At 51.8% G+C, this 13,889-nt stretch carries 9 protein-coding genes; 7 read left to right on the top strand and 2 right to left on the bottom strand.

The window, feature by feature from the left end; translation table 11 throughout:
- Positions 1–120: 120 nt before the first annotated feature.
- Positions 121–990 (top strand): DNA-3-methyladenine glycosylase 2, encoded by an 870-nt coding sequence (gene alkA, locus OGV57_RS19250; protein ID WP_003841772.1) that lies wholly within the window; start codon positions 121–123, stop codon positions 988–990.
- On the opposite strand, the gene OGV57_RS19255 is transcribed toward alkA, so the two are convergent.
- Positions 958–4,287: a diguanylate cyclase gene (locus OGV57_RS19255; RefSeq protein WP_054528692.1), complete on the bottom strand. Its 3,330-nt coding sequence runs from the start codon at positions 4,285–4,287 to the stop codon at positions 958–960. The genes alkA and OGV57_RS19255 overlap by 33 nt on opposite strands.
- Positions 4,288–4,602: 315 nt before the next feature.
- Here OGV57_RS19255 and udk point away from each other — a divergent pair, with 315 nt between their 5' ends.
- From udk to asmA, 3 genes are all read left to right on the top strand, one after another.
- On the top strand, positions 4,603–5,244 hold the full coding sequence (gene udk, locus OGV57_RS19260; RefSeq protein ID WP_003036776.1) for a uridine kinase: 642 nt from the start codon (positions 4,603–4,605) through the stop codon (positions 5,242–5,244).
- 91 nt (positions 5,245–5,335) lie between these two features.
- Positions 5,336–5,917, top strand: coding sequence for a dCTP deaminase (gene dcd / locus OGV57_RS19265; RefSeq protein ID WP_003036774.1), 582 nt, complete (start codon positions 5,336–5,338; stop codon positions 5,915–5,917).
- 26 nt (positions 5,918–5,943) lie between these two features.
- The gene (gene asmA, locus OGV57_RS19270; RefSeq protein WP_054528565.1) at positions 5,944–7,797 is read left to right on the top strand and encodes an outer membrane assembly protein AsmA; all 1,854 of its coding nucleotides are present in this window, start codon (positions 5,944–5,946) and stop codon (positions 7,795–7,797) included.
- Positions 7,798–7,841: 44 nt separating this feature from the next.
- Here the strand turns inward: asmA and OGV57_RS19275 are convergent, their stop codons facing one another.
- Positions 7,842–9,425 carry a TerC family protein gene (locus tag OGV57_RS19275; RefSeq protein ID WP_003841782.1) on the bottom strand — a complete coding sequence of 528 codons (1,584 nt, stop codon included), beginning with the start codon at positions 9,423–9,425 and terminating at the stop codon, positions 7,842–7,844.
- A gap of 655 nt (positions 9,426–10,080) precedes the next feature.
- Here OGV57_RS19275 and OGV57_RS19280 point away from each other — a divergent pair.
- Genes OGV57_RS19280 through wzc form a run of 3 tightly spaced genes read left to right on the top strand, consistent with a single transcriptional unit; the run spans position 10,081 to position 13,834 of the window.
- Positions 10,081–11,220, top strand: coding sequence for a polysaccharide export protein (locus OGV57_RS19280; RefSeq protein ID WP_003036765.1), 1,140 nt, complete (start codon positions 10,081–10,083; stop codon positions 11,218–11,220).
- A 5-nt stretch (positions 11,221–11,225) separates the two neighbouring features.
- The gene (gene wzb, locus OGV57_RS19285; RefSeq protein WP_003036763.1) at positions 11,226–11,675 is read left to right on the top strand and encodes a low molecular weight protein-tyrosine-phosphatase Wzb; all 450 of its coding nucleotides are present in this window, start codon (positions 11,226–11,228) and stop codon (positions 11,673–11,675) included.
- The gene (gene wzc, locus OGV57_RS19290; protein WP_054528564.1) at positions 11,672–13,834 is read left to right on the top strand and encodes a tyrosine-protein kinase Wzc; all 2,163 of its coding nucleotides are present in this window, start codon (positions 11,672–11,674) and stop codon (positions 13,832–13,834) included. The genes wzb and wzc overlap by 4 nt, the downstream gene beginning before the upstream one ends.
- Positions 13,835–13,889: the final 55 nt, after the last annotated feature.

Here is a 13,889-nt window from a genome sequence, read left to right on the forward strand (position 1 = left end):
CCAGTGAAGAAGGGGCGTGACTTTAACGAATAGTTGACGCCCCGACAACTGGAATATGAAAGCAAGGCGTACTGATTGAATACCGTTTATGCTGTAAGTTTGCTTTAAAAGGAAAACCGAATGTTCACGCTGAGCTGGCAACCGCCTTATGACTGGCCCTGGATGCTGGGATTTCTTGCCGCCCGTGCGGTTGAAGGTGTCGAAACCGTAGAAGAACTGAGTTATGTCCGAAGTCTGTCCGTAGGGGAGCATCGTGGTCTGGTGAGCGTTGTCCCGGATCTGCACGCCAACGTGCTACACGTGACGTTGAGCTCAGGGTTACAGCCTGTAGCCTCCGAGTGCCTGGCAAAAATAACGCGCTTGTTCGATCTTTCATGCTGCCCGCAGCAAATTGTCGGCGCGCTGGGTAACCTCGGCGCGGCGCGTCCGGGATTGCGCCTGCCGGGATGTGTCGATGCTTTTGAGCAAGGGGTACGGGCGATTTTAGGGCAGTTAGTCAGCGTGGCGATGGCCGCAAAACTGACAGCGAAAGTAGCGCACGCTTATGGCAATACGCTGGAGGATGCGCCCGAGTATGTGTGTTTTCCCTCTCCAGAAGAGCTTGCCAACGCCGATCCGCTGCACCTGAAAACGTTAGGAATGCCGCTCAAACGCGCTGAAGCGTTGATTCACCTTGCTCATGCAACCCTTGAAGGAACGCTCGCGACAACAGCCCCTGCCGATATCGAACAAGGCGTTAAGCAGCTACAAACATTTCCCGGGATAGGGCGCTGGACCGCCAACTACTTTGCGCTGCGCGGCTGGCAGGCGAAGGACGTTTTTCTGCCGGATGATTATCTGATTAAGCAGCGTTTTCCCGGCATGACACCAGCCCAGATCCGGCGGTATGCAGAGCGCTGGAAACCCTGGCGCTCCTATGCGCTGTTGCATATCTGGTATACGGATGGTTGGCAACCGTCAGTTGATGGCGAAATTGCTGGTATTCAGTAGCAGATCCAGCGGTTGGGCGTCGGCAATAATATCGCCATAAATCATATCAATACCGATGCCAGAAAGCGTATCCATGATGAGTGGCAGTTGCACCGGACCGGCGATGGTTTTTATGTCCAGGCGCTGAGCATGACCCTGGATAATGGACACCCACATTTCGTCGATCAGGTTGCCGGGAGCGCTGGCACTTAGCTCGCTGTCGAGCAACAGGTAATCGACAATGTGATATTTCAGGTTGTCAAAAAGCTCTAAGTCGCGACCAACCTGACTTAACACAATTCGACAACCGTACTGGCGCAGTCGATGCAGTGCGGATACCGCCTGCGTTGGGTTTGTTTTGATGACGCTTGATGGAACGGTCAGATGCAGCAATCGTGGCGGTAGCGGGCTGCGTTGCAAGTGCTCCAGCAGCTCATCTACCAGCTCTGTGTTGAGCAGGCCGGCGGCGGAAAGGGGCAGGGCAATACTGAGGCCCTTGTTGGCGACAGCCGGGGCAGCACTCTGGAAGAACTCGCCGAACACCCGACGATCGAGCGCTTGACTCAACGTGGGATCGACCAACCCGGCATGGAAGGCTTGATCTTCAATGACTTCGCCCTCAGCGGTGCCTAAGCGAAGCGAGATAATCCAGAAGCTAAAAGTCTCCGGTATACGCGGAGAAGCAACGCCTCTGGCGATCATCAGCATAGGGTTGTGTGTAATAGTGTGTCTTTGTTCATCCAATGACAGTTGGCTACGCGCGGCATGGGCCTGGCTTTGCTGAGGCTCATAGACACAGACTCGCCCACGGCCGCTGTTTTTCGCCGCGTAGCAGGCGATATCGGCCTGAGACATAACGTCAGTCGCGACATGGTTTTTCTCATCAATCAGCGTAATTCCCGCACTGGCGCCAATACGGTGCAAACGGCCTTCCCACATAAATTGGTAATTGTTAATAGCACTGATGATGCGTCCTGAGATAAAGCGGGCGCTTTCGATATTACAATCCGGCAGCAACAGACCAAACTCGTCGCCGCCAAGGCGCGCCAGCATATCGCTGGATCGCAACATGCTGAGCATAAGCGCAGAGAGTTCACGCAGCAGGGCATCGCCGGCGGCATGACCCGCGCTGTCGTTCACCGCTTTAAAACGATCCAAATCGATAAAAACCAGTACATGGCACTGGCGCGTGTCGTGTACTGAATGCAGCAATTGTTTTAGATGGTTTTCGAAGCTGACCCGGTTTGCCAACTGCGTCAGGTCATCATGTGAGGCACTGTAGCTAAGCTGGCGGAGCATCTTCCGTGACTCTGTGACGTCCTGAATAACCAACACCGAACCAATGCTGCCGCCGTCAAGGGTGCTGAGGGGCGTGATGCTGTACTGAATGTCATAACTGTTGCCATTACGACAATGCAGGACCACTTCCTGCTCGATTGCCGTACGCGACATGTCAGCACTGTAGATATTTTCCATCAGCGGACCGTTCTCGCCAAAAGTAATATGTAGTACCGTCAATAGCGGAATGCCGATGGCACTGTCCTGCTGCCAGCCGCTCATTTTCTCAGCGACCGGATTCATAAAGGTCACGTTCATATAGACATCAATACAAATTACCGCTTCGCCGATTGAGTCCAGCGTAATGTGCAGGCGCTCTTTTTCCTGATACAGCGCTTCGTTAAGCTGCTTCACTTCGGTCATATCCATATTGATACCAAGTAAGCGTTCAACTTCACCGTCTTTATTCAGCACCCGGTTGGCCAACGAGCGGATATGGCGTATGCCATCTTTTACTGCGATACGAAACTCAAGCTTAAACGGAACCCGCGCGGCCAGCGAATCACGAATCACATTTTCGGCGTACTCGCGATCTTCGGGTACAACGCACTCATACCAGACTTGCCAACTGGGTTTGATATGTGCGGGAACTTCATACAGATCGAACATCCGTTTATCCCAACTGATCACGTCAGGCTGCAGTTCCCATTCCCAAATCCCAATCCCCCCGGCTTCATTGGCGAGGGTAATGCGTTCCATCAACCGTTTGTTAATCCACTCGGTATGCTTCAGGTCGTTAATGTCCTCAACCTGCGCGATAAAGTAGAGTGGAGTGTTGTCGCTATGACGCACCAGCGAAACGGCCAGCAACGCCCAGACGACGTCGCCCGCGCGGGTGTAATAGCGTTTTTCCATGGAATAGCTATTAATCTCTCCGCGTGCCAGCATGTTGAGCTGTTCAAGGTCGTTGTTCAGATCTTCCGGCCAGGTTAACTGCTGGAAGGTCAGCGAACGTAGCTCCTCCTGGCTATAGCCCAGAAACTGGCACAAGGCTTTATTGGCCTGTAGCCATTGCCCCTCGGTGCCAACCAGTGCCATGCCAATCGCGGAATATTCCATGGCGTTGCGAAAGCGTGACTCGCTTTCTGAAATGTTCTTGCGTTCGGCTCGAAACGCGTACATCACCATGGTCATCATGTTGGCGGGCAACAGGATCATCAAAAACGGCAACCAGGGGATGTCCGTCATCATGTTCTGTTTCGGGGTGTAAAGCAGTGAAGGGGCGGCGGCCAGCATCAGCGAAACCATCATCACGGTGCTGAGGAATATTAAAAACGCCTCCATACGCGGCAGACGGACAGCGCTCCACATCAGCAGGACAATAACGCAGGTAAATGGCCATGGAATGTACATCATGGATAGCCAACTGAACGTTAAGGTCACCAGAAGCGTAATCAGGGTCTCAAGCAATAATCGCGGGTCGCGATGGCGCAGCAGGTAATGTGGTTTAAACAGCAAACCTAACGGCACCAACGCCAGTGCGCCAATGGATTCTGACAGTACCCAAATGAGAAAGGTATTTAACGTAGTTTCCTTCGGCAACAACATCCACATCAATACGCCGCCCAGCAGTGGCGGAACAACCGCGCTGCCAAATGCCAGACGCGCCCAGTCGTTAAGATTTTGTAAGGGATTGTACCAGGGCAGCAGTTTACGCAATAACATTGCGGCAACAACAGCCTCAATAATGTTAATGACCGTATAGGAGAAATTAAGCGACTGTCCGGGGAAGAAGAGTAAAGAGGCGCCGATGCTACCGAATGAGCAAGCCAGCGCGATCCCAGGCCACATCTTTCCAGCGTGACGGTAAAAAGCCACCATCATGATAGAGGTTGGAAACCACAGCGGTGCAAGCTGTGCGCCGTAACGTGACAGTTCCAGCGAAAACAACGTAAAGATGAAAGCCACCAGACCTAAACTGGCCAGGCGCAGTAGAGGATGGGGTAAGGTAACTAAAACATGTTGGGATTGTTTACTCATTACCACTCTACCCAAATAGCCGTTGTCGCCCAGCAGAGATGCCGGACGCATCACATTTAATCTGGGATTATGCTAGTACAAACAATTTACAATTTATACGCCAGCTGCTCATAAATTAACACTCCCAAGCTATTAATTCCTAAGGCAGGTGAATAAATATAGCGGCTGTTCTAAATCTGACCATTTTAATTTGCGACAGGGACAGCATTGGTGCAGCCTGGGGTGGCATCGCGCCGCTGAAATCCCTATAATTGCCGCGTTTGGCGTTTCGGCGCCGCCCTTCCTTACATCCAGGTTAATCAGGTCGCTAAATTTATGACTGATCAGTCCCATCAGTGCGTCATTATCGGCATTGCCGGCGCATCGGCTTCCGGCAAGAGCCTTATTGCCAGTACTCTTTATCGCGAATTGCGTGAACAAGTCGGTGACGAACATATTGGCGTTATTCCCGAAGACAGCTATTACAAAGATCAAAGCCATCTGTCGATGGAAGAACGTGTAAAAACCAACTACGACCATCCGAACGCGATGGACCACAGCCTGCTGTTTCAACATCTGCAAACGCTGAAACGCGGCTCTGCCATTGAGCTGCCGGTATATAGCTATGTTGAGCACACGCGTACGCAAGACACTATTCATATCGAACCAAAGAAAGTCATCATTCTGGAAGGCATTTTGCTGCTGACGGATGCGCGTTTGCGTGACGAGATGAACTTCTCTATTTTTGTTGATACGCCGTTAGATATTTGCCTGATGCGCCGTATCAAGCGGGATGTGAACGAACGTGGTCGTTCAATGGATTCGGTGATGGCGCAATACCAGAAAACCGTCCGCCCAATGTTCCTGCAATTTATTGAGCCTTCAAAACAATACGCCGACATCATTGTGCCGCGCGGGGGTAAAAACCGCATCGCCATCGATATTCTGAAGGCTAAAATCAGTCAGTTCTTTGAATAAGTTCAGCGAATTGTGTACCGTTCAGTGATAACCTGGTTCACCCTTAACGCACCTGGCATTAAGGGTTTGAAGCACGAAAGGAGAAAGTGCCATGCGTTTATGTGACCGAGATATTGAAGCCTGGTTGGATGAAGGTCGCCTGTCGATCAATCCACGCCCTCCTGTCGAGCGAATCAATGGCGCCACGGTAGATGTGCGCCTTGGCAACAAATTCCGTACGTTCCGCGGTCATACGGCGGCGTATATCGATTTAAGCGGACCGAAAGATGAAGTCAGCGCCGCGCTGGATCGCGTGATGAGTGATGAAATCGTCCTTAAGGACGGCGAAGCATTTTTCCTGCATCCGGGGGAACTTGCACTGGCGGTAACATTCGAATCCGTGACACTGCCTTCCGATCTCGTCGGTTGGTTAGATGGCCGTTCTTCGCTGGCTCGTCTGGGACTGATGGTACACGTCACCGCTCACCGTATCGATCCGGGCTGGTCTGGCTGTATCGTACTGGAGTTTTACAACTCCGGAAAATTACCGCTGGCTCTGCGTCCGGGGATGCCGATTGGCGCGTTAAGTTTCGAACCGCTTTCCGGTCCGGCAGCGCGACCCTACAACCGTCGTCAGGATGCGAAATATCGCGACCAGCAGGGCGCCGTTGCCAGCCGGATCGATAAAGACTGAGTGTTTATCAGTCTATTGGGGATAGCATGAGACGATTTCTGACGACGCTGATGATTCTTCTGGTCGTGCTGGTGGCCGGTTTTTCTGCGTTAGTACTGTTGGTGAATCCGAATGATTTCCGCGCGTATATGGTCAAGCAGGTTGCCGTACGTAGCGGGTATCAGCTGCAGTTGGATGGCCCCCTGCGTTGGCACGTATGGCCGCAACTGAGTATCCTCTCAGGGCGAGTGATGTTAACGGCTGAAGGCGCCAGCGAACCCCTGGTTCGTGCTGATAATATGCGTCTCGACGTTGCATTGTGGCCGCTGTTGAGCCACCAGCTCAGCGTGAAGCAGGTGATGCTCAAAGGCGCAGTGATTCAATTGACCCCGCAAACTGAGGCGGTACGCGGCAAAGATGCACCCGTTGCCCCAAAAGACAATATGTTGCCCGATCTGGCGGAAGACAAAGGATGGTCGTTTGATATCGCCCGTCTGCGCGTTGCCGACAGTGTTCTGGTGTTCCAACATGAAAACGATGAACAGGTTACCGTTCGCGATATTCGTCTGGAGATGGAACAAGATAGCCTGCACCGCGGCACGTTTGATTTCTCCGGGCGTGTGAACCGCGATCAGCGCGATCTCGCGTTATCCTTTAACGGTACGGTCGATGCCTCCGATTATCCGCACAACTTATCTGCGAATATTGAGCAGTTAAGCTGGCAACTGCAGGGGGCCGATCTGCCGCCGCAGGGGATTAACGGTCAGGGACATCTTCAGGCGCAATGGCTGGAAGAGAAAAAACAGCTTTCATTTAGCCAGATAAATTTGACCGCTAATGACTCTTCTTTCTCCGGGCAAGCGCATGTGGCCTTGTTGGAAAAACCGGAATGGGCCGTTGACCTAAAATTTGGTCAGCTCAATCTGGATAACCTGCTCGTACAACATGACGCAGCGGTGACAGCAAAAGGTGAAGTTCAGCAAGGTCAGAGTCAGTCAACGCTGGCGCGCCCCGTTATTGCTTCCCAGGTTGATGCTGTTTCGTATCAGGGACTCAAGGGTTTTTCGGCAGACATCGCTTTGCAGGCTGACAAAGTGCTGTGGCGGAAAATGGCGTTTGAGAATGTCTCGGCAAAAATAGACAACCGGTTCGGCTTACTGAACATTGCACAGTTGCAGGGAAAAAGTGATGGCGGGCTGATCTCATTGCCCGGCACGCTGGATGCCAGAAAGGGAGAACCGCGAGCGGTCTTTCATCCGCGCCTGGAAGGTGTAGAAATTGGCACTATTCTGAAGGCCTTTGATTACCCCATCGCACTCACCGGCAAGCTGTCGTTGGCGGGAGATTTTTCCGGCTCGGATATTGACGCCCAGGCGTTTCGTCACAGCTGGCAAGGGCAGGCCCATGTCGAAATGAACGATACGCGAATGGAAGGGATGAACTTCCAGCAGATGATACAGCAGGCCGTCGAGCGTAGCGGTGGAGATGCTAAAGCCCAGCAAAATATGGAGAACGTGACCCGTCTGGATCGTTTTGTAACCGATATGACGCTGGATAACGGTGAGGTAACGCTGGATAACATGGTAGGGGAGTCCGCTATGTTGGCACTGACCGGCAAAGGAACGTTAGATCTGGTGAAGCAGAATTGCGACACGCTGTTTAACATTCGCGTTCTGGGCGGTTGGGATGGCGAAAGTAAGTTGATTAATTTCCTGAAGGCCACCCCGGTTCCTCTCAGAGTCTATGGTCAATGGCAGTCACTGAACTACAGTCTGCAAGTTGATCAGCTTTTGCGTAAACATCTGCAGGATGAAGCAAAACGTCGCCTGAATGACTGGGCCGATCGCAATAAAGATTCCCGCAACGGCAAAGATGTTAAAAAGTTGCTGGATAAGCTCTGATTCATATTGCCGGATGGTGGCTAATGCCCCATCCGGCTCGTGACTTACACCTCGTAATCCATCTCTTCTTCACTGTGTAGCGGTATCAGCTGGACTTTTTGCACGCGATGATTTTCCACCTGCAGGGTTTTTAGCCGATAGTCGCCAACCTGGACTTCCTCCCCGGTTTTTGGGATGCGCTGCAAATATTCCATTAAAAGCCCGGCAATGGTGTGATACTCACGTTTTTCATCTAATGGGATAGGGACGTACTGCACAAGGTCTTCCAGCGGCATATGCCCGTTAGCGGTCCATGAACCATCGGCGTTTTTCTGAATATCATGGCGGGCGTCGATTTCCTCTACCTCGTTTGGCAGATTGCCGGCGATGGTTTCCATCACATCACTCAGCGTCACAATCCCTTCGACGGAACCAAATTCATCGGCTACAAACGCGAAGTGCGTCCGGGCGTTTCGGAACTGCTCAAGCGCCGGAAGTAGCGGCAGAGTTTCCGGGAACACCAGCGGCTGGCGAATCAGGACGCGCAGGTCGAGCGGCTCGCCGCGCAGAGACTGTTGCAGCAAATCGATGACATGCACCACGCCAAGCAGTTCTTCCTGCCCGTCTTCGCCAGTGACCACCAGACGCGTATGCTGGTTTTTTTCCAGTAAGGCGCGGATTTCTGCTTCGGGAGCATTGAGGTCGATGTGTTCAATATCGTGACGCGAGGTCATGATACTGCTGACGGTACGCTGATTAAGGTTCAGCACACGTTCAATCATCCTCCGCTCCTGAGGCGCGAAAATCTGACCTTCATGATGGTCTGCCAGCATTGCCGCGGTTTCGGCATCCAGTTCGGCATCTTCTTTTTGCCCGCTCAGCAGCCGCATTACCGCCTCGGCGGTGCGCTGGCGCAGAGTATGGTTGGCTGACAGGAAGCGACGACGGTTAAAGATAGCCAACTGGTTCAATGCTTCGATCATCACCGAGAAGCCGATGGCCGCGTACAGGTAACCTTTCGGGATATGGAAACCAAATCCTTCGGCCACCAGACTGAAACCAATCATCAGCAGGAAGCTCAGGCACAGAATAACGATAGTTGGATGGCTGTTGACAAAGCGTGTCAGCGACTTGCTCGCCAGCACCATCAGGCTGATGGCAATAATCACCGCAGCCATCATCACGGCCAGGTGATCGACCATCCCAACAGCGGTAATGACGGAATCGAGAGAGAATATGGCGTCCAGCACCACGATCTGCGCGACCACACCCCAGAACTTAGCGCCTTTACGCTGGGTGGGATTGTCGCTGTCTTTTCCTTCCAGCCGTTCGTTGAGCTCCATAGTGGCTTTAAACAGCAGGAAGAAACCGCCGAACAGCATGATCAGATCGCGGGCGCTGAAGCTGAGATCGCGAATGCTGAACAGCGGCGTGGTCAGTGTTACCAGCCAGGATATTGATGCCAGCAGCAGCAGGCGCATAACCATCGCCAGCAGTAGCCCGGTAATACGCGCCTTATCCCGCTGGGCAGGAGGTAGTTTCTCCGCGAGGATGGCAATAAAAACAAGATTATCAATGCCAAGAACAAGTTCGATCACGATTAACGTGACCAGTCCGGCCCAGATTGACGGATCGGCAATCCATTCCATAGTAAATGCTATACCCATAGTTGTATGACAATTGTCACAATTCGATCATGGGTAAAACTGGCGAAAAATGCAATGGCGAGAGGGGATTTCTCTGTCGGTTATATCAGAACAGATGCAGGATAATAGCCTCAATGTCACTACAGGAAATTATTTTACTAATCTAAATATATTTAGGAAATATCGCAGGTGGGATGTTTTTATATCAATATTGTCAACATCAATAAAATCCTAAAAATATACAAATCCAACGCTTAATATTAATCTTAAAAGCTTGGTATTGGTGGTTTGTTATCTTGCCTGATATTCGCTTAGCTGCAACAATTCTTGCGGTAATAATCAAAAGATAAATATTTCCTCATTAACCAGTGACGTCATTCCCGATGCGTTGCCGCTGTAAATGTGATGAAAATAAAGGAGAAGATAAAAATTTAAATTAATCAGTGCATTGGTAGCTAGTGAAGCCAGGGGCGGTAGCGTGTCTGGTCGCCTGAAACAAGCCTAAATTATTCTGTCAAGAGACCGCAGATGAATTCATTTTTTTTAGGACTGATGCCAGTTAAATTCCATTTCAATTAACGGCAAGGTAAATACGTACAGGCGAAGTCGCTATTTAGATTGCATGTGATAATTACTCTGCCAAAGTGATAAATAATCAATGATGAAATCCAAACTTAAATTGATACCAGTATTGGTATCGGTAATCTTGATAAACGGTTGTACCGTGCTTCCGGGCAGCAATATGTCTACGATGGGCAAAGATGTGATTAAACAGCAGGACGCTGATTTTGATATCGATCGCATGGTGAATGTTTATCCACTCACCCCACGACTGGTAGAACAATTACGTCCTCGACCAAATGTTGCACAACCTAATATGTCGCTGGACCAGGAGATTGCCGGGTATCAGTACCGAGTCGGTCCGGGGGATGTCCTGAATGTGACCGTCTGGGACCATCCTGAACTCACCACGCCAGCCGGGCAGTACCGTAGCTCAAGCGATACCGGCAACTGGGTACAACCTGATGGCACGATGTTTTACCCCTACATCGGCAAAGTCAGCGTGGTAGGGAAAACGTTGGCAGAGATTCGTAGTGATATTACCGGGCGCTTAGCGAAGTACATTGCTGACCCGCAGGTGGACGTTAATATCGCCGCTTTCCGCTCGCAGAAGGCCTATGTCTCCGGACAGGTGAACAAATCTGGTCAGCAGGCCATCACCAACGTGCCACTTACCGTTCTCGATGCCATTAACGCCGCAGGCGGTCTCACCGAAGCGGCAGACTGGCGCAACGTTGTGCTGACTCATAAAGGGCAGGAGCAACGCATTTCACTGCAAGCACTGATGCAAAATGGCGACCTGAGCCAGAACCGACTGCTCTATCCTGGCGACATTCTGTTTGTCCCGCGTAATGACGATCTGAAAGTCTTTGTAATGGGGGAAGTGAAAAAACAGAGCACCCTCAAAATGGACTTCAGTGGCATGACGCTTACCGAAGCGCTGGGCAATGCCGAAGGTATTGACCTGACCACCTCCAATGCCAGCGGTATTTTCGTTATTCGACCATTGAAAGGCGAAGGCGGGAACAACGGCAAGATCGCCAATATCTATCAGCTTGATATGTCCGATGCGACGTCGCTGGTGATGGCAACATCATTCCGACTCCAGCCATACGATGTGGTGTACGTCACTACTGCGCCGGTTGCTCGCTGGAACCGTTTGATCAATCAGTTGCTGCCGACTATTAGCGGTGTTCGCTATATGACGGACACGGCCAGCGACCTTCACAACTGGTAATCGTCATGTTTAACAAAATCTTAGTTGTCTGTGTGGGGAACATTTGCCGTTCCCCGACGGCAGAGCGCTTGTTAAGGCAATTTCACCCGGCGTTGACGGTCTCTTCTGCCGGTCTTGGGGCGCTGGTGGGGAAAGGCGCGGATCCGTGCGCCATTAGCGTGGCACAGGCGCACAACCTGTCACTGGATAATCATTGTGCCCGGCAGATCTCGGGACGAATGTGCCGGGAGTATGACCTGATCCTGGCCATGGAAAAGCGCCATATCTCTGCCCTGTGTGAAATGGTGCCGGAGATGCGCGGTAAAGTGATGCTTTTTGGTCACTGGGACAGCGAGCGCGAAATTCCCGATCCATATCGTAAAAGCCGTGATGCGTTTGACGCGGTGTACACATTACTTGAACGGTCTGCCCGCCAATGGGCTCAGGCACTGAACGCAGAGCAGGGAAAAAGATGACAGAAAAAGTAAAACAGTCTGCTGCGCCGGTAACGGGCAATGACGAAATCGATATTGGTCGTCTGGTCGCAACGGTGGTGGAAGCCCGCTGGTGGGTACTTGGCATTACCGCGGCTTTTGCATTGTGTGCCGCGGTCTACACACTGTTCGCCACCCCCATCTATAGTGCGGACGCGCTGGTGCAAATTGAGCAAAATACTGGAAATTCATTGGTGCAGGATATTGGCTCGGCGTTGTCGAACAAACCCCCGGCCTCGGAAGCGGAAATTCAGCTCATTCAGTCACGACTGGTATTAGGGAAAACGGTAGACGATCTCAACCTCGATATCGGCGTTACCAAAGATACGTTCCCTATTTTTGGCGCGGGCTGGGACCGGCTGATGGGCCGTCAGAACGAAACGGTTAATGTGACTACCTTCACGCTGCCAAAGGCAATGAATGAACAGACCTTCACGCTCAATGTGCTGAATGACAAAAGTTATCAACTGGTGAGTGACGGGGGTTTTAGCGTTCGGGGGCAAGTCGGCAAGGTGTTGGAACACGATGGCGTGACGATGCTGGTTGAGGCGATTCATGCCAGCCCGGAGAGCCAATTTACCGTCAGCAAATTCTCCACGCTGGGCATGATAAACACCCTGCAAAATAACCTGATGGTGACGGAAACAGGCAAAGATACCGGTGTATTGAGCCTGACTTTTACCGGTGAAGACCGCGAGAAAATCCGCCAGATCCTCGACAGTATTACCCGTAACTATCTGCAACAAAACGTGGAACGTAAATCCGAAGAAGCCGCCAAAAGTCTGGCGTTTCTGGCCAGACAGTTGCCTGAAGTGCGTAACCACCTGGATGTTGCTGAAAACAAGCTGAACGCCTTTCGTCAGGATAAAGACTCCGTGGATTTGCCGCTGGAAGCCAAAGCGGTGCTGGATTCGATGGTGAATATCGATGCGCAACTGAATGAACTGACCTTCAAAGAAGCGGAGATTTCCAAGCTGTTCACCAAAGCGCATCCGGCGTACCGCACGCTGCTGGAAAAACGCCAGGCGCTGGAAGATGAGAAAAGTAAGCTGAACGGGCGTGTAACGGCGATGCCGAAAACACAGCAGGAAATTGTTCGCCTGACGCGTGATGTGGAGTCCGGTCAGCAGGTCTATATGCAGTTGCTGAACAAGCAACAGGAACTGAAGATTACCGAGGCCAGTACGGTCGGTGATGTGCGCATTGTCGATCCCGCGATTGCCCAGCCTGGCGTGCTGAAGCCGAAAACGGCGCTGATTATTCTCGGCAGTATCATTCTCGGTTTAATGCTTTCCGTGGTGGGCGTACTGCTGCGTTCTCTGTTTAATCGCGGTATTGAAAGCCCCCAGGCGCTGGAAGAGCATGGTATCAGCGTGTATGCCAGTATTCCGCTGTCTGAATGGCAAAAAGCGCGTGATAACGTTCAGACCATTAAAGGTGTGAAACGCTACAAGCAAAGCCAACTGCTGGCCGTGGGGAATCCAACGGATCTCGCCATAGAAGCGGTCCGTAGCCTGCGTACCAGCCTGCACTTTGCCATGATGCAGGCGCGTAACAACGTATTGATGCTGACCGGCGTCAGTCCGTCGATTGGGAAAACATTTGTCTGCGCTAACCTGGCGGCAGTTATTAGCCAGACTAACAAACGCGTGCTATTGATCGACTGCGACATGCGCAAAGGCTATACCCACGAACTGCTGGGGACCAATAATGTTAACGGCCTGTCTGAGATCCTCATTGGCAAAGGGGATATTTCATCCAGCGCTAAACCGACATCGATTCCGCATTTTGATCTGATCCCTCGCGGTCAAATTCCTCCCAATCCTTCCGAACTGTTGATGAGCGAGCGCTTCGGCGAACTGATTGCCTGGGCCAGTTCGCACTATGACCTGGTGTTGATTGACACCCCACCAATTCTGGCGGTGACCGATGCGGCTATCGTAGGGCGCCACGTCGGAACCACGCTGATGGTAGCGCGTTATGCGGTCAACACGCTGAAAGAGGTGGAAACCAGCCTGGGCCGCTTCGAGCAAAATGGCATTCAGGTGAAAGGGGTGATCCTCAACTCGATCTTCCGCCGCGCCAGCGGGTATCAGGATTACGGCTACTACGAATACGAATACACGTCGGATTCGAAATAACTAACAGCAACGCATATCGAATGTAGGCCTGATAAGCGTAGTGCCATCAGGCAAC

This window comes from Citrobacter sp. Cf087, from assembly GCF_030334285.1.
Classification (GTDB): domain Bacteria; phylum Pseudomonadota; class Gammaproteobacteria; order Enterobacterales; family Enterobacteriaceae; genus Citrobacter; species Citrobacter freundii.